The 24,337-nt window shown below is 37.3% G+C and carries 21 protein-coding genes; all 21 read right to left on the bottom strand.

Annotated elements, in window-relative coordinates; all coding sequences use genetic code 11:
• Positions 1-2: 2 nt before the first annotated feature.
• Positions 3-1,049: an aspartate-semialdehyde dehydrogenase gene (gene asd / locus AABL52_RS08495; protein ID WP_000414853.1), complete on the bottom strand. Its 1,047-nt coding sequence runs from the start codon at positions 1,047-1,049 to the stop codon at positions 3-5.
• 150 nt (positions 1,050-1,199) lie between these two features.
• Positions 1,200-1,799, bottom strand: a complete 600-nt coding sequence (gene dpaB, locus AABL52_RS08490; protein ID WP_001049480.1) for a dipicolinate synthase subunit B — start codon at positions 1,797-1,799, stop codon at positions 1,200-1,202.
• Complete coding sequence (dpaA, locus tag AABL52_RS08485; protein WP_000954734.1) at positions 1,796-2,698, bottom strand: dipicolinic acid synthetase subunit A; 903 nt, start codon at positions 2,696-2,698, stop codon at positions 1,796-1,798. The genes dpaB and dpaA overlap by 4 nt, the downstream gene beginning before the upstream one ends.
• 273 nt (positions 2,699-2,971) lie before the next feature.
• A complete protein-coding gene (locus tag AABL52_RS08480) occupies positions 2,972-3,223 on the bottom strand; it encodes a YlmC/YmxH family sporulation protein (RefSeq protein ID WP_001239745.1) in 252 nt (83 codons plus the stop codon).
• A gap of 130 nt (positions 3,224-3,353) precedes the next feature.
• A complete protein-coding gene (locus tag AABL52_RS08475) occupies positions 3,354-4,595 on the bottom strand; it encodes a M16 family metallopeptidase (RefSeq protein WP_341519157.1) in 1,242 nt (413 codons plus the stop codon).
• Positions 4,596-4,681: 86 nt separating this feature from the next.
• Entirely contained in the window at positions 4,682-5,581 is a 900-nt protein-coding gene (locus tag AABL52_RS08470; protein ID WP_097844216.1) for a polysaccharide deacetylase family protein, read from the bottom strand.
• Between the two features lie 150 nt (positions 5,582-5,731).
• The gene (gene pnp, locus AABL52_RS08465) at positions 5,732-7,870 is read right to left on the bottom strand and encodes a polyribonucleotide nucleotidyltransferase (protein ID WP_097844215.1); all 2,139 of its coding nucleotides are present in this window, start codon (positions 7,868-7,870) and stop codon (positions 5,732-5,734) included.
• Positions 7,871-8,030: 160 nt separating this feature from the next.
• Positions 8,031-8,300, bottom strand: a complete 270-nt coding sequence (rpsO, locus tag AABL52_RS08460; protein ID WP_001229392.1) for a 30S ribosomal protein S15 — start codon at positions 8,298-8,300, stop codon at positions 8,031-8,033.
• 100 nt (positions 8,301-8,400) lie between these two features.
• A complete protein-coding gene (gene ribF / locus AABL52_RS08455) occupies positions 8,401-9,372 on the bottom strand; it encodes a bifunctional riboflavin kinase/FAD synthetase (RefSeq protein WP_000766717.1) in 972 nt (323 codons plus the stop codon).
• A 43-nt stretch (positions 9,373-9,415) separates the two neighbouring features.
• A complete protein-coding gene (truB, locus tag AABL52_RS08450; protein ID WP_341519156.1) occupies positions 9,416-10,339 on the bottom strand; it encodes a tRNA pseudouridine(55) synthase TruB in 924 nt (307 codons plus the stop codon).
• 86 nt (positions 10,340-10,425) lie between these two features.
• The gene (gene rbfA / locus AABL52_RS08445) at positions 10,426-10,782 is read right to left on the bottom strand and encodes a 30S ribosome-binding factor RbfA (RefSeq protein WP_000776444.1); all 357 of its coding nucleotides are present in this window, start codon (positions 10,780-10,782) and stop codon (positions 10,426-10,428) included.
• Between the two features lie 15 nt (positions 10,783-10,797).
• Positions 10,798-11,079 carry a DUF503 domain-containing protein gene (locus AABL52_RS08440; protein ID WP_000582364.1) on the bottom strand — a complete coding sequence of 94 codons (282 nt, stop codon included), beginning with the start codon at positions 11,077-11,079 and terminating at the stop codon, positions 10,798-10,800.
• Complete coding sequence (gene infB, locus AABL52_RS08435) at positions 11,076-13,136, bottom strand: translation initiation factor IF-2 (protein WP_000036354.1); 2,061 nt, start codon at positions 13,134-13,136, stop codon at positions 11,076-11,078. The genes AABL52_RS08440 and infB overlap by 4 nt, the downstream gene beginning before the upstream one ends.
• Before the next feature lie 4 nt (positions 13,137-13,140).
• The gene (locus AABL52_RS08430; RefSeq protein WP_001286520.1) at positions 13,141-13,452 is read right to left on the bottom strand and encodes a YlxQ family RNA-binding protein; all 312 of its coding nucleotides are present in this window, start codon (positions 13,450-13,452) and stop codon (positions 13,141-13,143) included.
• The gene (gene rnpM, locus AABL52_RS08425; protein WP_000071127.1) at positions 13,453-13,725 is read right to left on the bottom strand and encodes an RNase P modulator RnpM; all 273 of its coding nucleotides are present in this window, start codon (positions 13,723-13,725) and stop codon (positions 13,453-13,455) included. It abuts the gene before it with no gap.
• Positions 13,726-13,736: 11 nt separating this feature from the next.
• Positions 13,737-14,843 (bottom strand): transcription termination factor NusA, encoded by a 1,107-nt coding sequence (nusA, locus tag AABL52_RS08420; protein ID WP_000102596.1) that lies wholly within the window; start codon positions 14,841-14,843, stop codon positions 13,737-13,739.
• A gap of 17 nt (positions 14,844-14,860) precedes the next feature.
• Positions 14,861-15,331 (bottom strand): ribosome maturation factor RimP, encoded by a 471-nt coding sequence (gene rimP, locus AABL52_RS08415; protein ID WP_000359099.1) that lies wholly within the window; start codon positions 15,329-15,331, stop codon positions 14,861-14,863.
• 332 nt (positions 15,332-15,663) lie between these two features.
• Positions 15,664-19,965, bottom strand: coding sequence for a PolC-type DNA polymerase III (locus AABL52_RS08410; protein ID WP_098257916.1), 4,302 nt, complete (start codon positions 19,963-19,965; stop codon positions 15,664-15,666).
• Positions 19,966-20,089: 124 nt separating this feature from the next.
• Entirely contained in the window at positions 20,090-21,790 is a 1,701-nt protein-coding gene (locus tag AABL52_RS08405; protein ID WP_341519155.1) for a proline--tRNA ligase, read from the bottom strand.
• Between the two features lie 109 nt (positions 21,791-21,899).
• Positions 21,900-23,156 (bottom strand): RIP metalloprotease RseP, encoded by a 1,257-nt coding sequence (gene rseP / locus AABL52_RS08400; protein WP_001090236.1) that lies wholly within the window; start codon positions 23,154-23,156, stop codon positions 21,900-21,902.
• 17 nt (positions 23,157-23,173) lie between these two features.
• Entirely contained in the window at positions 23,174-24,316 is a 1,143-nt protein-coding gene (gene dxr, locus AABL52_RS08395; RefSeq protein WP_000790371.1) for a 1-deoxy-D-xylulose-5-phosphate reductoisomerase, read from the bottom strand.
• Positions 24,317-24,337 lie beyond the last annotated feature (21 nt).

Genomic DNA, 24,337 nt, shown 5'->3' with positions numbered 1-24,337 from the left:
GTTTACACTAATTGTAATTTTACTAAGCGCTCTGCAATCTGAACAGAATTCCATGCAGCGCCTTTTAATAAGTTATCAGATACGACCCAAAGATGGAATCCTTTATCGTTATTTAAATCTTTACGGATTCTTCCAACGAATACTTCGTTTTTACCTACTGCAGTAGCTGGCATTGGATATAACTGCTCTTCTGGATTATCTTGCAGAACAATACCTTCTGCATTTGCAAGTAAGTCCTTGAATTCTTCTACTGTTACACCTTCTTTTTCTACTTCGATGTAAACAGACTCAGAGTGACCTGATACAACTGGTAAACGTACACATGTTGCCGCTACCTCTAGCTCTGGCATATGCATAATTTTTTTCGTTTCATTAATCATTTTCATTTCTTCAAACGTAAATCCATTATCTTGGAATTTATCAATCTGTGGAATCGCGTTGAAAGCAATTTGGAAATGCTTTTTATCACCTGATACAGGTAAAACATTTGCCTTCACTTCTTCGCCATTTAAGATTGCTTGTGATTGTTCATGAAGTTCTTCAATCGCTGCCGCACCAGCACCTGATACAGCTTGATATGTGGAAACGATTACTCGTTTTAAACCATATTGCTGACGAACTGGCTCAAGAGCTACTACCATTTGAATTGTAGAACAGTTTGGATTTGCAATAATACCATTATGTTCTTTTAAGTCGTTTTCATTTACTTCAGGTACAACAAGTGGCACGTTTTCTGTCATACGGAATGCACTTGTATTATCAACAACAATCGCACCGCGCTTTGCTGCTTCTGGCGCTAATTGTTTTGATACAGATCCACCAGCACTAAATAGTGCGATATCTACTCCTTCAAAACTTTCAGGAGTTGCCTCTTGAACTGTAAATTCTTCGCCTTTAAATACAAGTTTCTTACCTGCAGATCGTTTAGATGAAAGTAACGTTAACTTCCCGATTGGAAATTCTCGTTTCTCTAAAGTATTTAACATTTGTTCACCAACTGCGCCGGTTGCTCCAACTACAGCGACATGAAAAGTTTTTTGCTTTTCCATCACTATGCCCCTTTCTAGATACCAATCCTTCTATAACTTAGAATCAGAAGGAGTATACAATACCCCTTCTAATTCTAATAACGTTAATTTTATCATATTCTACAGTAAGAATGATGGTTTCATCAAAAATTGTCCGTTTTTTTTCGTTTTTTAATTCATATATCTGAATTTTTCTACGACAACCGGTTGCAATTGCTTCCCTTGTAGCGCTTCTAATACTGTATCTTCCAGTAACTCCATGCGAGCTACCATTGAGTTCGGTTTTTTCTCTGGTGCATCTTGGCCGAACGGGACGAAGTAGATGTTTTTTGTTGCCATTAGGCGCATGAGGTTTACTCCATTAAGCCCTAAAGCATCATTCGTCGAAACAGCCAATACGACAGGCTTTCCATTTCTTAGCGTCGCTTTCGCTGCCATTAATACTGGAGAGTCTGTCATTGCATTTGCAAATTTACTCATAGAATTTCCTGTTAGTGGTGCAATTACCATACAATCTAGTGGAATTTTAGGTCCTAGTGGTTCTGCGCCAACGATTGAATTAATTGCTTTAAAGCCTGTTACTTCTTCAATCTTTTTAATCCACTCTGCTCCTTCGCCAAATCTCGTATTTGTTGATTGAACAGTATAAGAAACAACAGGACGTACTTCTGCTCCCTCAGCAATTAATTTTTCTAAATGAGGCATTACTTCTTCGTACGTACAATGTGAACCAGTAAAACCAAATCCTATTCTTTTCCCTTTTAAATTCATTCCCCATTCTCCTTTCTTGCGATTACATCTTCTGCTAGTAACTGAGAAAGAACGTTCGCTAAAATTTGTCCTGCTGTTTTCGGAGCAACAATACCTGGTAATCCAGGTGCTAACAGCGCTTTGACTCCTCTTTTTTCCGCATACCTAAAGTCGGTACCACCTGGTTTAGAAGCTAAATCAATTACTAACGTATGAGCCGGCATTTTTGAAATGACATTCGCTGTCACAACGAGATGCGGAATTGTATTAATAACAATATCGATATTCCCTACTTCTTTCTCAATGTCTTGCATATGAAAAGGAGAAAACATCATTTCTGTAATACGTGCAATATGTTCCGATCGTCTTGCTCCAACTTTGACATGGGCTCCTAATGATTGAAATGCTCTGGCAACACTCATCCCTGTTCTACCAAATCCTAAAACCATTACATTGGAACCATGAATTGTATAGTCGGTATGTTGAATTACCATCATTAATGTACCTTCTACAGTTGGAATAGAATTGTAGATTGCGACATCATCACGATCAAATAATTTGATAAGTTTGCGGTTTGTAGTAGATACGAGATTTTCCAAGTAAGGCGTGCCAATACCTGAATATATAGTAAAGTGTTCTGGTGTATTTTCAATTTGTTCTTTCGTTATAGAAACTTTCTCGTTTGAAAAAATAGTATCTACTTCTCCCTTGGCATTTGTACCTGCAACTGGCAAAATAATTGCATCTACAGAAGTGAAATCTAAATTTTGTATACTTTCTTTTGCTGCCCCTGTGAAGCCATGATCTAACTGGTCAAACCCTATCAATGAAAGTTTCGCATCCAATTCAACTAGCTTGCGAATTACTTCTAGCTGTCTTGCATCTCCTCCTATGACAGCAATATGCATCTCAGTCAACATTCCCTAATTCACCTTCTTTTTCTGTCATTTATAAGAAAAGTGCCTACTTTTTCTTTTTCCTCCACATCATATGTAATGTACGAGTTTTAGGTGATTGAAAAACAAAAAGCACGTATGATTTATCTCGCTATTCGCACTCAGTTAGACCCCACCTCAAAATTCGGCATATGAAAGGACATTATGTGGGAAATTGATTTCCTGTATAAGCTCGATTCATGTGAGCTTTTACTCAGCGGAGAATGAACAAAAAAAGATGACCAAAATGGCCATCTTTCACTTCGAACTTGAACGATCTGTAATATCACAAAGGATCATATCATGCCCCACTTTCTTAATTTGACTCCACGTTACTCTTACTTCTTGTGGTTCCTTTTTAAAACCTCCCCATTTCCCAGCAGGTATGATAAGAGCCTGTATTTGCCCATTCTTCTCATCAATTTCTAAATCCACATGGCCTAAAACTCCCATTTTTTCGGCTCTTTCTAAATTTACGATCTCTTTACCGCTTAATTCACTTAATCGCATACACTCTCCCCCTACAGAAGTTATGAATTTAAGTTATCTATAATTAGTACCTATTCTGTATTTCCAAAAAAAATAACCGTATCTCTTTTAAAAGAGATACGGTTATTTTTACATACTTTATATAAAACAATTATAGTTTTATTCCTTTTGGAAGTTTTCCATCTGGACTAATTAATGCTGCTGAGAATTCATCTGTAAACATGTTACGAATTAACTCATCAACATTTGCTTTCGTTACAGTGTTTACACTTTCAATAATCTCATCAAGTGAACGATGCTTACGAAGTAGCAATTCATTTTTACCATTGCGGCTCATACGGCTATTCGTACTTTCTAAGCTTAACATTAAGTTTCCTTTTAATTGCTCTTTACTATTAATAAGCTCTTTTTCTGTAATACCTGTATTTTTCAATGTTTCTATTGTTTCCTGCATTGTGTCATACAGTGTATCTAATTGTTGGCTTCCTGTTCCACCATACAGCGTTAACATACCTGTATCTTCATAAGAAGAATGGTAAGAAAATACTGAGTAGGCTAACCCGCGTTGCTCACGTACTTCTTGGAATAAACGGCTACTCATACTACCGCCTAAAACGTTATTTAATACAATTAAGTTATAAATATCTTCGTGTCCCATTTGTAAGCCTTTATATCCTAAACATAAATGAGCTTGTTCTGTTTCCTTTTTACGTGCTACCTTATTAAAATGGAAAATTGGGCTATGTACTTGTTCACGGTTTGTTGTTCCTTCATAACTACCGAAATATTGCTCTACCGTTTGTAAAAAGGCTTCATCAATATTTCCTGCAACTGAAACAACGACATTTTCAGGTGTGTAATGATCTTTTATATATTGGCGTAGCGTATCACCTGTAAACGTATCAAGCGTTTCTTCAGTTCCTAAAATAGGATATCCAAGCGGATGCGTTTCATATGTTGCTTTCGTTAACATATCATGCACAATATCATCTGGAGCATCTTCGTACATTTTAATTTCTTCACATACGACATTCTTCTCTTTTTTCAGTTCTTCCTCATCAAATGTTGAATTAAAGAACATATCTGCTAATACATCTAAAGCATATTTAGCATGCTCATCTAGCACTTTTGCATAGTAACAAGTATATTCTTTTGAAGTAAAAGCATTCACTTGCCCACCAATGCTATCAAATGATTCTGCAATTTCGCGTGCACTACGTGTTTCCGTTCCTTTAAAGAACATATGCTCTAAAAAGTGGGAAACCCCGTTATTTTTTTCATTTTCATTTCTTGATCCCGCATGAATCCAAATACCAATCGCAACCGATCTTACGGTTGGTATATTCTCCATAACGATTCTTACACCATTTTTACAAGTATATTTTTTAATCAAAAACTTTCCTCCTACTGCCAGTTTCTCTAAATAATTGCTATTATTTAATGATAACAAGTTTAAGGATGAATGTCATGCAAATGTATTTAATCCACACGTTTTTCATCCAGTAATTCTGTTATATTCCCTACTTGATATCCTTGTTCCTTCAATTTTGTAATCATTGTATCTAATGCTTCTGCTGTAGATGAAGTTGGATGCATTAATACGATAGCACCTGGATGTATTTTTCTCATTACTCTCTGCAATAGCACATCTGGATCAGGTCGTTTCCAATCAATTGTATCGACAGTCCACATGATCGTTCCCATTTGGAAATCATCAGCAATTTTCACAACTTCATCCCGAAAACTTCCACTCGGCGGAGCAAACCATCTCACCTTTTGATTCGTAGCAGCTTCAATCATTCGATTTGTTTTTTGTAACTGATCTCGTATTTCATCAGACGATAGCGTTTTCATATTAGGGTGTGTGTAAGAATGATTTCCAACTTCTTGATTTGCATCGACAATCATTTTTGCAAATCGCAAATTTTCTTTCACCCAGCGTCCTTCTAAAAAGAAAGTCGCCTTCACATCATGTTTTTTCAATATCTCTAATATACGCGGCAAATACTCATTTCCCCATGCCACATTTATTGTTAATCCCACCATCTTTTTATTTGGATGCCCCCTATAAATTGGAGCTGGTGATAAATCTTTTAAGTGGACACTCGGTGATACTTCCTTGAATTCAAGATTTTTTTGATCAAATTTCTTTAGCTTCTTCATATTATTATAAGATGCTTCGATATCAACTTGCCTTCCATTATATCCTGGTGTTGCTTTCCATATTTTGTCAATCATCGCATCTTGAGGTGCAATCTCATATTGTTTTGCATGTTTTTGAATTTCTTCATACAAGTTATCCTGTGCAAAAACGGAATAAGAGCCTACACTGACATATAAAAAGAATATACATATGTATGCCAATATACGAGCTTTCATATAAACCCTCCCATTAACTATATAAATACCTTTTTCTTCTTATCTTTGTTAATTTGAGCGTTATAATGAAAACTATACCTATACTGACATAAAAATATATATAAATCATATTTTTACATAACAAAAAAAGCCAGTTCAACTGGCTTTTACTTATTGCTGCTCTTGTTTGCTTTCTTCTTTAGCAGCTTCTTTTTCTTGCTCTTCTTTTAGCAATACTTTTCTAGATAGATTCACACGACCTTGCTTGTCAATCTCGATAACTTTAACTGTAATTACATCACCGATCTTCACAACGTCTTCTACTTTACCTACACGCTCAAGTGCAAGTTCAGAAATGTGAACTAATCCATCTTTACCGCTGAATAGTTCAACGAAAGCACCGAATTTCTCAACACGTTTCACTTTTCCTTCGTAGATTTCACCTACTTGTACTTCGCGAACGATATCTTCGATAATTTTCTTAGCTTTGTCATTCATTTCTTGATTTATTGAAGAAATGAATACTGTACCATCTTGCTCGATGTCAATTTTAACGCCAGTTTCTTCAATAATTTTATTGATTTGTTTACCGCTCGGCCCAATAACGTCACGGATTTTATCTGGGTTAATTGTCATTGTAATAATCTTTGGAGCGTAAGCTGATAATTCAGTACGTGGCTCTGCAATAACAGATAACATATGATTTAGAATGTGCACACGACCAACTTTCGCTTGTTGTAATGCCTCTTCTAAAATTTCACGAGATAGACCATCGATTTTAATGTCCATTTGTAGTGCAGTTACACCTTTTGCTGTACCTGCTACTTTAAAGTCCATATCACCTAAATGATCTTCCATACCTTGAATATCAGATAAAATTGTGTAATGCTCACCAGTTTTAACTAGACCCATTGCAATACCTGCAACTGGAGCTTTAAGTGGAACACCAGCATCCATCATTGCTAAAGTACTACCACAAATACTTGCTTGTGAAGTAGAACCATTTGATTCTAAAACTTCAGATACAAGACGTACTGTATATGGGAAATCTTTCTCAGATGGAATTACAGGCTCAAGAGCACGTTCTCCTAGTGCACCGTGACCAATTTCACGACGACCTGGTCCACGCATCGGTCTTGTTTCACCAACACTAAATGATGGGAAATTGTAATGGTGCATAAAGCGTTTTGATTCTTCTACACCAAGACCATCTAAAATTTGCACATCGCCTAATGCACCTAATGTACAAATACTTAATGCTTGTGTTTGTCCACGTGTGAATAAACCAGAGCCGTGTGTACGAGATAAAATACCAACCTCTGATGCTAATGGACGGATTTCGTCACCTTTACGGCCATCTGGGCGGATTTTTTCAACTGTAATAAGACGACGTACTTCTTCTTTTACAATTTTATATAAAATCTCATTTACTTGTCCTAATGTATCAGCGTCAGCTTCCTGCGCTTCGTAATGCTCAATTACACGCTTTTTCACTTCGTTAATTGCATCTTCACGTGCATGTTTCTCATGTACTTGAATTGCAGAATGCATATCCTTCTCAGACATTTCACGTACAGCTTGATTAAGATCAGCGTCAACTTCATAAAGTTTCACTTCTGATTTCTCTTTACCTACAGCTTGTACAATTTCTTCTTGGAATGCAATTAGACGTTTAATTTCGTCATGACCAAACATAATTGCTTCTAACATTGTTTCTTCAGGCACTTGATCTGCTCCTGCTTCAACCATGTTAATTGCATCTTTCGTACCAGCTACAACAAGGTGAATATCACTTTGCTCTTGCTGTTCTACTGTTGGATTAATAACGAATTCGCCGTTAATACGACCAACTGTTGCACCCGCGATTGGACCTTCAAATGGAATATCTGAAATCGATAACGCTAATGAAGAACCAAGCATAGCTGCCATTTCAGAAGAACAATCTTGATCAACACTCATTACAATGCTGACAACTTGTACTTCGTTACGGAAACCATCTGCGAAAAGTGGACGAATTGGACGGTCGATTAAACGACTTGCCAAAATTGCTTTTTCACTTGGACGACCTTCACGTTTAATGAAACCGCCAGGAATTTTTCCGACTGCATATAAACGCTCTTCATAGTTTACTGTAAGTGGGAAGAAATCTACATTTTTTGGTTCTTTTGATGCAGTTGCTGTAGATAGAACCGCTGTATCGCCATATCTTACTAATACTGCTCCGTTCGCTTGCTTCGCAAGCTGACTTGTTTCAACTGTTAGCTGACGACCAGCTAAATCTATCGAGAAGACTTGCTTTTCTTGACTCATTTAAGTACCCCTCTCAATTTAAAGTATTCAATTCTTCTATGTAAATGGATAGTATATCACAATATTCTACCTCTAGTATTACCGAAAATGAAGTAAGCTATAAAGGGTAGAAGATATATTTTTACCTAACAAAAAAGCGGGAATATTCCCGCTTCTTTGACTATCGACGTAAGCCAAGCTTTGTGATTAATTCACGGTAACGTGTGATATCGCTATTACGAAGGTAAGTTAGTAAGTTACGACGTTTACCAACCATCTTTAATAGACCACGACGTGAATGATGATCTTTCTTGTGAGTACGTAAGTGCTCGTTTAGAGTGTTAATTTGCTCCGTTAGGACAGCAATTTGAACCTCTGGAGAACCAGTATCAGTCTCATGAGTTCTAAATTGTGCAATGATTTCATTTTTACGCTCTTGTGTTAAAGCCATCCTATTTCACCTCCTATTAATTAAACCCCCAATTACCTAGCAAGCGTCGGTGAGTCGCAATGCCAAGCAATGGTTGTCATAAAGTACATAACATAGAATACTACTTTTCATTTGAAAAAGCAAGTATATTCTTTTCGTTCGCAAAATATTCTTGTGCTGTTTTCTTATCTTTTGCGATTTGTTCAACTAACTCATCGATGCCATTGAATTTCTTCTCTTCTCTTATACGCATATGCCACTCTACTGTAACATTTTGATCATATATGTCTTTGTTAAATTCAAATAAGTGCACTTCAATAGATAATTGGCGCTCATCTTCTTTAAAAGTTGGTTTATATCCAATATTACATACACCATCGTACCATTCACCGTGAACCTTTAATCTCACTGCATAAACACCTACAGGTGGTAATAGATACTCATCACTTAAACCTACATTTGCTGTAGGAAAACCAATTTGACGTCCACGTTTATCACCGTGTACAACCGTTCCCCCTACTGTATATGCTCTACCTAAAATAGATGGAATTTGTTCCATTTCGCCATTTCGAATTAACTTTCGTAATGCTGTAGAACTTACTTTCTCTTCTTGAAATTCAACTTTTTCAATCACAGTCTGTGTAAACTCCCCTCTTGCATGAAATGGTAAAGTCTCCATCTTTCCTTTTCCTAAACGTCCATATGAATAATCAAACCCTGCTACTACATGCTTTACATTTAAACCAATAATATAATCATCTACAAATTGTTGTGGCAATAAGCCTGCAAACGATTCATCAAATTTAATAACATATAATATATCAATCCCTAAGTTTTCGACTATTTTTTCTTTATCACACATTGGTGTAATATACTCCGCATGCGCTTCCTTTTTTCCTAAAACAACAGATGGGTGCGGATAAAATGTCATAACTGCACTTTTATATCCCCGTTCATCCGCTATTTGTTTCGCAGTTCGAATTACACATTGATGTCCTAAATGAATGCCATCAAAAAATCCTAATGCCATTACAGTAGGTGGTAATTCTAATTTATTTTGTTCATGTGGATGAGTTAAATGAATAAGTTTCACGCTTGAATTCACCTTTTTCTGTAATAATCCTTCCAATAATTCATTATAGCTTTAGTTCTTGATTATTCACAAGTACTTTCATCGGCTTTAGCATACCAGGGTGTTTTGGATGGTGCTCAAAAATTGCAAGGCAGCGATCATTTTTATCAAACACTGTTATAAATGGCGCTGTTATTTGCAATTCATTTTTTAAGAACATACCATTCTTTATTTTCTCTGCTTGCTTTTCATCTACAACCATTTTCGGGAACTTACTTAACGCTTCATCAATTGAAATGAAGATAGACTCTACTGTTCCATTTTGCACGTTTTCTTCAATTTCTTCAAATGATATGCAATCTTCTAATAAAAATTCTCCAGAAGCTGTTCTTACAAGGTGAGACATATGTGATGGAAAACCAAGTTTTTCACCAATCATTACTGCTAACGTTCTTACATACGTTCCTTTACTACACGTTACACGGAAACGGAATGAAATATTTTCCCCCTCAAACACTTCACGGTCATCTAGTAATACAAATTCATGAATTGTAATTGTACGAACTGGACGCTCAACTTCTTGTCCTGCTCTTGCATATTCATATAATTTTTTTCCGTTAACTTTTACAGCTGAAAACATCGGAGGCGTTTGTTCAATCGTACCTGTTAATGCAGCAAGAGCCCCTTCTACTTCCTTACGAGTAATAACACGATCTACATGTTTCATTTCAACAACTTCACCAGAAGCATCTTCAGTTGTTGTTGAAAATCCAAGTGTTACTTCACCTTCATATGTTTTCGTCTCACTTGTTAAAAATTGTACAATCTTCGTTGCTCGTCCCACACAAATAGGTAATACTCCTGTTACATCTGGATCTAATGTTCCTGTATGACCAATTCGTTTCTCACGCAATATCTTTCTTAATTTAAATACACAATCATGTGATGTCATGCCTTTTGGCTTATGTAATAATACTACACCTTCCATATATGTTCACCTCATCATAATTCTTTCATAGTAATTATCCAAAATATATTTTGCATTGAAAAAATGGATAGACAAATGTCTATCCATTATTCTTCACGTTTATCGTCTTTATTAATTTGATGTAAAAGTGTATCAATTCGATGACCATATCCGATAGACTCATCAAACTCAAAGGAAATTTCCGGTGTTTTACGAAGACGAATACGCTGGCCAATTTCTGAACGAATGAAGCCTTTTGCCTTCGCTAAACCTTTTAATGTACTTTCTTTCTGTTCCTCATCACCTAAAACAGAAATATATACTGTAGCAATTTGTAAATCTCCACTCACTTGTACATCTGTTACTGTAACAAATCCGACACGTGGATCTTTAATTTTACGACTGATGATGTCGCCTAATTCTTTTTTCATTTGCTCGCCTACACGGTTTGCACGTAATTTCATAACTCTTCACCTCATTCAATACCATTCCAATTGTGTTATTGTACGTTCAATTTCAGGAAATGAATCGATGTACTCAAGTACACGATTCATTTCTTTTTCACAAATAACACGATTAGAGGATACAGAAACGATTGCAATTTCTGTACGTTGCCATACATCTTGATGCCCTACTTCTGAAACAGCTACGTTATAACGCTGCTTCACACGAGTTAGCACCCGTTGCAAAATTGCTCGTTTCTCTTTTAAAGAATGCACATCGTAAATCATACACTCGAATGAGAGTGAAGCGATAATCATCGCTTCACTTCTTCCATAATGTACGCTTCAATGATGTCCCCTTCTTTAAGATCATTATATCTCTCAATTGTAATACCACACTCATAGTTTTGTGCAACTTCTTTTACGTCATCTTTGAAACGTTTCAACGTATCAAGTTGTCCTTCGAAAATTACTACGCCATCGCGGATAATACGCACGCCACTATCACGTGTAATTTTACCGTCAATTACGTAACAACCTGCGATTGTTCCAACTTTTGTTACTTTGAATGTTTGGCGTACTTCCGCTTGACCGATTACTTTTTCTTCGAATTCTGGATCCAGCATACCTTGCATTGCTGATTCGATTTCTTCGATTACTTTATAGATAATACGGTGTAAACGAACATCAACATTCTCTAATTCAGCTGTACGCTTCGCATTCACATCAGGGCGTACGTTAAATCCAATTACAATTGCATTAGATGCAGAAGCTAAAATGATATCAGATTCTGTAATCGCACCTACGCCTGTATGGATAATTTTAACTTTAACACCTTCAACATCAATTTTACGAAGTGACGCTGCCATTGCTTCTACAGAACCTTGTACGTCTGCTTTCACAATTAAGTTAATTTCTTTTACATCGCCTTCTTGGATTTGTTGGAATAAATCTTCAAGGCTTAATTTAGATTTTTCACCACGCTGAGCAAGTAACGCTTCTTGTGCACGTGATTCACCGATTTGACGAGCTTTCTTCTCATCAGCGAATGCCATGAAACGATCTCCAGCTTGTGGTACTTCGTTTAAACCTGTAATTTCAACAGGAGTTGATGGTCCAGCAACTTTTACACGACGACCAATGTCACTTACCATTGCACGAACACGTCCGAATGAAGTACCAACAACGATTGGATCTCCAACTCGAAGTGTACCGTTTTGAACAAGTAATGTTGCGATAGTTCCTTTACCTTTATCAAGCTGTGCTTCGATTACAGTACCAGTTGCATAGCGGTTTGGATTTGCTTTATATTCTTCTACTTCACTTACAAGAAGAATCATTTCTAATAAGTTGTCAATTCCTTCACCTTGAATTGCAGAAATTGGTACGAAAATTGTATCTCCGCCCCAAGCTTCTGGAACTAATTCATATTCTGTTAATTCTTGCATTACACGATCAGGATTTGCCGCTGGTTTATCCATTTTATTCACAGCTACAATAATTGGTACTCCAGCTGCTTTCGCATGGCTAATTGCTTCAACTGTTTGTGGCATAACACCGTCATCAGCTGCAACAACAAGGATTGTAATATCCGTTACTTGCGCACCACGAGCACGCATCGTTGTAAATGCCGCGTGACCAGGCGTATCTAAGAATGTAATCTTCTTGTCATTTACTTCAACTTGGTATGCACCAATATGCTGAGTAATTCCACCTGCTTCGCCTGCAGTTACTTTTGAATTACGGATAGAGTCAAGTAAAGTTGTTTTACCATGGTCAACGTGCCCCATAATTGTAACTACAGCTGGACGCTCTTTTAAGTTCTCTTCATCATCTTGCTCATCGATGAATGTTTCAAATTCAGTTTCACTAACAACTACCTCTTCTTCTACTTCAATACCATAATCAGTAGCAATTAACTCAATTGTATCTTTATCTAAGTCTTGGTTAATTGTTGCCATAATTCCAAGCATAAAGAGCTTCTTAATAATTTCAGACGGCTCTTTGCTTAATTTTTTAGCAAGCTCACCTACTGTAAGACTTCCAGAGAAAGTAACTTTATCTGGTGTTTCTACAGTTTGTGTTTGTTGTCTTCCAGCAAAGTTATCTTGACGTTTGTCTTCAGTTCCTTTGCCTTTTTTCTTTTTCTTATTGCTGTTCTTTTTACTACGAACAACTTTTTCTTCTACTTCAAACTCATCTGCAACAGAAGGTTTTTCAGTTTGATACGCATTATCTAATTTATTTACTACTTCATCTTCTAACATTGTCATATGATTCGAAACCTCGATATTCATTTCTTTTAGTTTTGTCATAAGATCTTTACTTGAGATATTATGTTGTTTTGCATATTCATGCACTCGAATTTTACTCATACCTTCACCCCCGGTAATTTGTATCGAGCATGCTACGCAGCTTTTTCGCAAAGCCTTCATCTAACACAGCTACAACGACTCGCTCATCTCTCCCAATCGCATGCCCTAATTGTTGTCGATTTTCGACCTTTCTCATTGGTACGTTGTAATACGTCGTTTTATCCATGATGCGTTTTGTAGTATTTGCTGACGCATCTTCAGATAGCAATACAAGCTTTGCTTTGCCACTTCGTACTTCTTTTAAAACAAGTTCTTCACCCGAAATAATTTTCCGAGCCCGGTTTGCTAGTCCTAAAAACGATTTCCAATCGGACACTTATTTCGACTCCTTCTCAACAAGCTCAAGAAGCTCTTCGTATAGAGAACCGTCGATTTTCGCTTTTAGATGATGTTCCAAAACATTTTTCTTTTGAGCTTGAAGAATACTTTCTTTATCTTTTGATAAATAGGCACCTCGTCCTGATTTCTTTCCAGTTAAATCAATGGACACTTCTCCCTCTTTGGAACGAACAATGCGAACGAGCTCTCGTTTTGATTTCATTTCTTGCGTTGCAACACATTTTCGTAACGGAACTTTTCGATTGCTCATACTCATCACCTCTATTCGATTTCGTCTTCAACTGAATCGAATCCGAATGCGATTACGCTATCTTCTTCTGTTACAATACCAAGTTGTTTCGCATCAGACTCACTCTTAATATCAATTTTCCAACCTGTTAATTTAGCTGCAAGACGTGCATTTTGTCCACGCTTACCAATAGCTAATGACAGTTGGTGGTCTGGAACAACAACAGTTGTTGCTTTTTCTTCTTCATCTACAAGCACTTTAACAACTTGTGATGGGCTTAAAGCATTTGCAACATATTCTACTGGATCATTTGACCAGCGAACGATGTCAATCTTTTCGCCTTTTAATTCGTCTACAATGCGTTGTACACGTTGTCCTTTCGGTCCTACACAAGAACCTACTGGATCAACATCAATGTTCTCTGCATGTACAGAAATTTTAGAACGATCGCCAGCTTCACGTGCTACAGAACGAATTTCAACAGTTCCATCATAAATTTCAGGAACTTCCATTTCGAATAAACGTTTTAAAAGACCAGGATGTGTACGTGATACGTAAATTTGTGGTCCTTTTGTTGTTTTTTCTACTTTCGTAATGAATACGCGAATACGATCATGTGGTTTGTACTGTTCGTTTGGCATTTGCTCACTTACAGGTAATAAAGCTTCTACTTTCCCTAAGCTTACATAGATGAAACGAGCATCTTGACGTTGTACGATACCCACCATAATATCTTCTTCACGGTCACTAAACTCAGAGTAAATAACACCACGCTCTGCTTCACGCACTCGTTGTGTTACAACCTGTTTTGCAGTTTGTGCTGCAATACGACCGAAATCTTTTGGTGTTACTTCAATTTCTAGTACGTCACCATCTTGATAGTTTGGATTAATTTGTCTTGCTTCTTCAACAGAAATTTCAAGACGTGGATCAAACACATTATCAACAACGTCTTTACGTGCTAATACTTGAATTGTTCCCACTTCTGGGTTAAAGCTCACACGAACGTTTTGTGCTTGGTTAAAATTGCGTTTATAAGCAGAGATTAACGCTGCTTCAATCGCATCAATAATAATATCTTTGCTAATTCCTTTTTCTGACTCTAATACGAGCAAGGCATCTAACAACTCAGTGCTCATGAAGATCCCCCTTCTAACTAAAACGTAACAGCAAGTCGCGCATTTGCAACTTTGTCCATTGAAATTTGGATTTCTTTTTTACGTGTTTTAATTGTTAATAATAGTGTAATTGTAGTACCATCGTAGGAAAGTAGTTTTCCTTCAAACATTTTTTCACCATCAATCGGCTCATATGTTTTAATTGCCACTTGTTTTCCTACCGCTTGCTGGAAGTCTTTCTCTTTCTTTAATGGGCGTTCCGCTCCAGGAGATGATACATCCAAAAAGTAAAGATGAGGAATTGGATCCTCTTTATCTAAAGCTTCGCTTAAACGTTCACTTACCGCACCGCATTCTTCAATGTCGACTCCCTTTTCAGAATCGATGAATACGCGTAAGAACCAGTCTTGTCCTTCTTGCACATACTCTACATCTACAAGTTCAAGATTTAACTCTTCAACGATTGGCTGCGCAAATGCTTCTACAACTTCTGTGACTTTCTTATCCATAAACAGCCTCCTTCCTGCCGCCATGTACCATTTACAAGAAAAGACTCCGTCCATAAAACGGTCCATCTTATTCTTTCTCGTTAGCTAACAAAAGCCCCTGCCGTTAAGCAGGGAATATCTGTCTTAGTATTACCAAATTTAAGAAGTAAAACTTGTAACAAAATATGTATATACGACAGAAATTTCTTACCTCTCCACATCAATAAAACGTAGATAGTAACACGAAAGAGTGGGTTTCCCCACTCTTTTTTTTACACAATATACTTGACATGGTTATCTCGGTTAATAGTATACCATAGCAAATGTTGATTTGCAAAGACTTTTCCTACCTATTAGAACAGTGATAACTGGTTTTGATCAGGTAGATCACCTAAGCAACCTTGACTATCTAAATACTCAATAATTGTTTTCGAAACCTTACTGCGCTGCTGTAAATCTTCTTTTGATAAGAAATCTCCATTTTTGCGTGCTTCTACAATACTTAAAGCGGCGTTTGTACCAAGTCCAGGCACTGCATTAAATGGAGGAATTAAAGAATCCCCATCAATAATAAATTCTGTTGCATGCGAACGGTATAAATCAACCTTTTGGAATGAGTATCCACGCTCACACATTTCAAGTGTCATTTCTAGTACTGTTAATAAACTTTTCTCTTTCGGTGCTGCATCCAAACCTTTTTGTGCAATTTCATCAATTTTTACACGTATAGATGCTGAGCCTTTCGCCATCGCCTCTACGTCAAAGTCATCTGCACGAACTGTAAAGTATGCCGCATAGAATAGAAGCGCGAAATGCACTTTAAAATATGCAATACGTACAGCCATAAGTACGTAAGCAGCCGCATGGGCTTTAGGGAACATGTACTTGATCTTCTTACATGAATCAATATACCAACCCGGTACATTATTACTTTTCATGTCCTCTTCCCATTCTTCTGGTACACCTTTACCTTTACGAACCGACTCCATGATTTTGAAGGCTAATGATGGGTCTAAACCTTGATAGATTAAATATACCATGATGTCATCACGACAACCGATAACTTCACTCAGCGTACATGTACCGTTATAAATTAACTCGTTTGCATTACCAAGCCATACATCCGTACCATGCGATAGTCCTGAAATTTGGACTAACTCAGAGAATGTCGTAGGCTTCGTCTCTTCTAACATCTGCCTTACGAATTTCGTACCAAACTCTGGTATACCAAGTGTACCTGTTTTACAGTTAATTTGTTCTTCCGTTACACCTAACGATTCAGGTCCTGAGAAAATTTTCATTACTTCCGGATCGTCTGTTGGGATTGTTTTCGGATCAATACCACTTAAATCTTGTAACATACGAATAACAGTTGGATCATCGTGTCCTAGTATATCAAGTTTCAATAAATTATCATGAATCGAGTGGAAATCAAAGTGTGTCGTTCTCCACTCAGCACCTATTGAATCTGCCGGGAACTGGATTGGTGAAAAATCAAAAATATCCATGTAATCTGGCACAACGATAATACCACCTGGGTGCTGTCCAGTCGTACGTTTTACACCGGTACATCCTGATACTAAGCGGTCAATCTCTGCATTTCGAATCGTTAAGTTATGATCATTTGCATAACCTTTTACATACCCATAAGCAGTTTTTTCCGCAACTGTACCTATTGTACCCGCACGGTATACATAATCTTCACCGAACAGTACTTTCGTATAGTTATGGGCACGTGGTTGGTATTCCCCGGAGAAGTTCAAATCGATATCGGGTACCTTATCTCCTTTAAATCCAAGGAACGTTTCGAACGGAATATCATGTCCATCTTTCACGTATGGAACATTACATGCAGGACATTCTTTATCCGGTAAGTCAAAACCAGAACCTACAGAACCATCATTAAAGAATTCTGATTGCTTACACTTCGGACATACATAGTGTGGTGGTAATGGGTTTACTTCTGTAATTTCCATCATCGTTGCAACGAATGAAGAACCTACCGATCCACGTGAACCTACTAGATATCCGTCTACTAACGATTTTTTCACAAGCTTATGTGAAATTAAATAAATTACGGCGAATCCATGCCCAATAATACTTTTTAATTCTTTTTCTAAACGCGCTTCTACAATTTCAGGTAACTCTTCACCATAAATGCTACGCGCCATTTTATAACTCATATCACGCGTTTCATCATCTGCACCCTCAATTTTCGGTGTATATAGATCATCTTTTACTGGATGAACATCACCAATTAATGATGCAACCTTTTGTGTATTCGTTACAACAATTTCTTTCGCAACGTCTTCACCTAAGAATGAAAAACACTCTAACATTTCATCCGTTGTACGGAAATGTACAGGCGGTAATGAATGTCGGTTTAACGGATTGGCTCCGCCCTGCGAACTAACTAAAATTTTGCGATACATTCCATCCTCTGGATCTAAATAATGCACGTTTCCTGTAGCAACAACTGGTTTATCTAACGTCTCACCAAGTTTTACTAAATTAGAAATAATTGTTTTTAATTGCCCCTCATCTCGAACAAGTTCACGCTCTACTAAATGACGTAACACCTCTGGAGGCATTACTTCAATGTAATCATAGAACTGCGCAATTTCTTCTACCTCTTCAGGAGCTTTTTGCATCATCGCCTCAAACACTTCACCTTTATCACAAGCCGTTCCTACTAAAATTCCTTCACGATATTTTTTTAATAGTGACCTTGGTACTCGTGGTACTCGGTAAAAGTAATTTAGGTGAGAATAGGAAACAAGTTTATATAAATTTTTCAATCCTACATCTGATGTGGCAAGTAACGTCATATGACTTGGACGTCCACGCTTATACGCATCCCCTTGCCCCATGCTATCATTTAATTGATCGTGATATTCAAATCCCTTTTCAATCACATCTTTTAACATTTTCACAAGTAAGTATCCCGTTGCTTCTGTATCATAAATCGCACGGTGATGTTGCGTTAATTCAATATCAAGCTTTTTACACATCGTATTTAATCGATGGTTTTTCATTTCTGGGAATAAGAATCTTGCAAGTTCTAACGTATCAATAACAGGATTATTCGTTTTTTCTAGTCCAGCCTTTTTAAAACCTACGTTAATAAAGCCCATATCAAAACTTGCGTTATGAGCAACAAGTGTATGGTCGCCCATCCATTCTTCAAACTTTTTAAACACTTCGTCCACTTCTGGTGCATCCGTTAACATATCATCTGTTATACCTGTTAATTCAATAATCGTCGCAGATAATGGTTGATGTGGATTTGCGAAAGATTCAAAGCGGTCAATAATTTCACCGCCTTTTACTTTTACAGCTGCTAACTCGATAACAGTATCATATACAGCTGATAAACCTGTCGTCTCAACGTCGAAAACAACATACGTTTCCTCTGCAAGTAAACGATGCGCTTCGTTATATGCAATCGGTACACCATCATTAACTAAATTCGCTTCTACACCATATATAACTTTAACCCCAGCCTTTTTACCCGCAGAATATGCCTCTGGGAAAGACTGCGCAACAGCATGGTCTGTAACAGCAATTGCCTCATGTCCCCATTTACCTGCTTGAGCAACAAGTCTAGAAACAGGAGTAACAGCGTCCATTTGGCTCATTGGTGTGTGAAGATGCAGCTCTACACGTTTTTCACCTTCTGGCGCTTTATCTTTACGCGACGGTCCTGTTATTTCATTAATATCATTTGCAATCATTACTAAATCTCGAACAAACGTATCATTTTGAACAGAACCACGCGCTTTCACCCACATTCCTTTTTTCAAGGATTGCAGCATAGGAATATCTTCTTTATCACGTGAGAACATTTTAATCATAATTGAATCCGTATAATCTGTTATTTTTAGCGTTAATAACGTACGGCCACTACGAAGCTCTTTCGTTTCTACATGGAAGACATACCCTTGAACTGTTTTTCTTCTTTCTTCATCTTGAATTTCTCGCATCGGTGTAATCTCTTCGTCTGGCTTAATAAGATACCCAAGCACAACCGGTCCTTCATGCACAACGCTACTTTCTTCAGCTTGCTTCTTCGCCATTTCTTCCATAGCTTGTATAACACGTTCACGGTCTTCTTGCTGCGTTTGTTCACGAAACTTTTGCATTTCTTCTGTATTTTGTTGTATATGTGTGTCTAACTGAAAACGCGGGAATCCAAAAGCTTCGTATTGATCCCCTACTGGTTTCGCAACGTTTTTCTTTAAAGCAGTAGATTCCAGCTCGTTATTCACATTTATTAGCAACTTCACTCCATTCACCTGCGGAAGCTGCTTCTTTAAGTAAGCAAACATAGGTGAAAATGTAATTCGTTCCGTACAAAGCGGCCAATACGCCCTCACTTCTTCTTCTGTAAATTGTTTATTCTCTGTTTCTAATGCAAATGTTGTTCTTGCAATATGAGAAAATGATTGCTTAAGCTTTGTTTCTAGCAATTCATATAATTCTGTAGGCAAAATACGTGGCACTTGTAAATCAAAATGCCAACTTTTATTCGCTTTATCAATAACGAGCCTTTCAATACCACCGCCTTGTAAATATTGATTTATAAGGTCATCTGGTATTTGCAACTGCTGGAGCAAAATTTGAAATCGCTCTTGTTGTTCATTTGTTAAAGACATAAGCACTCTCCTTCCATTTGCTATTATAAATTGAAACGTACTACAAAGAAAGATTTCTCCCTTCTTCTTTTATAAAATACGTTTACAAAGAAAGAGAAGGTACCTCATTGCGAGGTACCTCTTCTTATTTTAAAATATTTGCAATATATGTTTGAAGTTCTTCTACTTTCACTTCTTCAGACTCACCTGTAGCACGTACTTTTACTTCTACAATACCTTCGTCTGCTTTTTTACCAACTGTCACACGAACTGGAAGGCCGAATAAATCTGCATCTGCAAATTTAACACCTGCACGTTCTGCACGATCATCTAGTAATACTTCATATCCTTGCTCTTGTAATGAGTTGTAGATGTTTTCACCCATTTCACGTTGCGCATCAGATTTCATATTTACTGGAATTACATGCACATGGAATGGTGCAACAGCTTTTGGCCAAACTAAACCGTTCTCATCATTAAACTGCTCTGCGATTGCTGCCACTGTACGAGATACACCAATACCGTAACAACCCATAATAAGTGGTTGTGTTTTTCCGTTTTCATCTAGGAATGTTGCGTTCATTGCTTCACTATAACGAGTTCCTAATTTGAATACATGACCAACTTCAATTCCGCGTGCGAAAAGAATTGTTCCGTTTCCGTCTGGAGATTGGTCTCCTTCTTGAATGAAACGTAAATCTGTATATTGACTTACTTTAAAGTCACGTTCTGGATTTACATTTACATAATGGAATCCTTCTTCGTTCGCCCCTGAACATCCGTTAACAATTGATGCTACAGCATGGTCAGCGATAATTTCGATGTCACCCGTTACACCAATCGGTCCTAATGAACCAACTTCACAATGTAATAGTTCTTTCACTTCTTCATGAGAAGCAAGCTCAACAACTGAAGCACCGTATACATTTTTCACTTTTACATCGTTTACTTCATGATCACCACGAACAAGTACAACTACTAATTTCTCATCTACTTTAAATACCATAGACTTAATACACTTGTCAGCTTCAATGTTTAAGAATGCAGATACTTCTTCAATTGCTTTTTGATTTGGTGTTGCTACTTTTTCAAGTGCCTTTTCTGCTTCGTCACTCTTCGTATACGTAGCTACAACAGGAGCCATTTCGATGTTCGCTGCATAATTAGATGTATCAGAGTATGCAATTGTATCTTCACCAACATCAGATAATACCATAAATTCATGTGTATCTTTTCCGCCCATTGCTCCAGAATCAGCAATAACCGCACGGAAGTTCAAGCCACAACGAGCAAAAATGTTAGAGTATGCTTTGTATAAACGATCATACACCTCATCTAAGCTCTCTTGTGTAGCATGGAAAGAGTATGCATCTTTCATTAGAAACTCTCTTCCACGTAATAAACCGAAACGAGGTCTTTGTTCATCACGGAATTTTGTTTGAATTTGGTATAATGTTAACGGTAATTTTTTATATGACTTCACTTCATCACGTACAAGATCCGTAATTACTTCTTCATGTGTCGCCCCTAATGCGAATTCACGAGCGTTACGATCTTTCATACGCATTAATTCAGATCCGTAAGAATACCAACGTCCTGACTCTTGCCATAATTCTGCAGCTTGCATCGCTGGCATTAATAATTCTACAGCACCTGCGCGCTCCATTTCTTCTCGAACGATACGTTCTACTTTGTGTAATACTTTTAAACCAAATGGTAGAAAACTATAAATACCAGAAGCATTTTGACGCATAAAACCTGCACGAAGTAATAACTGATGACTCTTAATCTCCGCATCAGCTGGAACTTCACGTAATGTAGGACTGAATACCATACTTTGTTTCATTTATTCGCACCTCTTCATTTTACTCTTATACGCAGTAAAACCCCTCACCTCGAGTTAGGTGAGGGATTTTATTCTACGATCTCTATTTCATTATAAGTTTCACTTTATTTTACAAGAAAAACTTACGAATGTCATTCCAAGTTACAACTAACATTAGTAACATTAATAATGCAAAACCAATAAAGTGAACCATGCCTTCTTTTTGGCGGTCAATTGGTTTCCCTCGTAACGCTTCAATTAGGAAGAAGAACAAACGTCCACCGTCTAAAGCAGGGACTGGTAGTAAATTAAATAAACCAAGGTTAATACTTAAAACTGCTGCTAAACTTAATACACGTGTAAATCCATAATCTACAACTTGATCTGTTAGATTATAAATTCCTACTGGACCTGACAACTCATTAATAGAGAATTGACCAGTTACTAATTTCACAAGAGACTCAAAAATTAGTTTCGTCCATTGGTATGTTTGTTCAAAACCTGATTTAATAGAACCCATTACTGTTTTCTCTACTGGAGAGTAAACACCAATTCTACCAACTTCTTCTTTACCTTCTTTATCGAGCGTTGGCGTTACTTTCACATTAAACTGTTCACTATCACGCTTTACTTGTAACGTAATTTCTTTATTTGGGTTTTCACGTACAATAGAAACAACATCTTTCCATGTACTTGTGTTTTTCCCATCGATTGCTTGAATTGTATCATTTTCTTTTAATCCAGCTTGCTGTGCTGCACTTTTCTCCATCACTTTTCCGACCATTGGCTTGTCAACGGGAACACCTTGTACAAATCCAAGAATCACAAAAATAACAAATGCTAAAATGAAGTTCATCGCAGGACCCGCAAAGATTGTTAAAGCACGTTGACCCAATTTCTTGGAGCCGAACTGCCTATTATACGGAGCAATTTGAATTTCTTCACCAGCAGTAATGATACGAGCCTTTTCATTCACTCGGAATGTTTGAAGATCTTCCTCGTACTCTTCATAGCCCGAAATTGTTAAATTATGCTCTAAATCAGCTTGTTCGACTTCAATGACACGAACATTTGGATACTTTTCATATCCATCAAAAACTAATTTCGCAACTTCGTCTTTTTCATTTAATACAAGGCCAACCTTTTTACCAGGCTTTAACTCAACTGTGTCTGCATCCTCGCCAGCCATTCTTACATAGCCACCAAGGGGCAGTAATCGAATCGTATACACCGTTTCATTCTTTTCAAATGAGAATATTTTCGGACCAAAACCAATCGCAAACTCACGGCATAAAATACCTGCTCTTTTTGCGAAATATAGATGCCCTAGCTCATGGAAAAATACGAGTGCACCGAAAATTAATATAAAGGCAATCGCTGTATTCAATTCCATAACCACCTTTGCTAAATTTGTTCCATCACAAACCGTCTTGTGGCTGCATCAATTTCCAGAATTTCCTCTAAGCTCGGACGTGCAATGACATTGTGATGGTTCATTGCTTTTTCAATGAGGTCTTCCACTGTTAAGAAACCAATTCTCTTTTGTAAAAAAGCTTCAACAGCTACTTCATTCGCTGCATTCATTACAGCTGGCATACTTCCACCTGCTTTTCCAGCTTCATACGCAAAACGTAGGCAACGGAATCGTTCTTGGTTCATTTTCTCAAAATGCAACGTTCCTATTTCCCATAAGTTTAACTGTTTTGTGTCTGAAAGAGGCAATCGATCAGGATATGTAAGTGCGTATTGAATTGGTACTCGCATATCAGGTGAGCCAAGCTGTGCCATTACACTACGATCTTCAAATTCAACCATAGAATGGATAATACTTTCTTTATGTAAAACAACATCGATTTGCTCATAAGGGATACCAAAAAGCCAATGTGCTTCAATTACTTCTAGCCCCTTATTCATCATTGTAGCAGAATCAATTGTAATTTTCGAACCCATTGACCAGTTTGGATGTCGAAGCGCATCTTCTACGGTCACATGATGCAATTCATCTCTCGTTTTATCACGGAAACTTCCACCAGAAGCCGTAATAACTAGTCGAGAAATTCTTTTTTCATTTTCACCATTCAAACATTGAAAAATAGCTGAATGTTCACTATCTACTGGAAGTAACGAAACATTATGTTTTCGCGCTGCTTCCATTACAAGATGCCCTGCAGTTACTAACGTTTCTTTATTTGCAATTCCAATTGTTTTTTTCGCCTCAATTGCACGAAGTGTTGGTAACAACCCTACGCTACCTACAACAGCATTTACTACAATTTCCGCATCTGGATGTAATGCTACTTCTAAAAGCCCTTCACTACCATATACAACTTTTGTATTACCAGAAACAGCTTGTAATTTTAAAACATCTTCCTCTCTTTGCACAGAGACGATTTGCGGAGAAAATTCTTGAATTACCTTTACTGCGTAGTCAATATTTTTCCCTACAGAAAAAGCAACGAGACGGAATTGGTCTGGGTGCGAGCGCAATACATCTAAAGTTTGTGTACCAATTGATCCGCTTGCACCTAATAAACTAATATTTTTCATGACTCCAACCCCTCGTTCATT

Source organism: Bacillus paramobilis (assembly GCF_038096195.1).
In the GTDB taxonomy this organism is placed as follows: Bacteria; Bacillota; Bacilli; order Bacillales; family Bacillaceae_G; genus Bacillus_A; species Bacillus_A mobilis.
The sequence above is the reverse complement of the archived record's forward strand: the minus strand, read 5'-3'. Positions and strand labels throughout refer to the sequence as shown.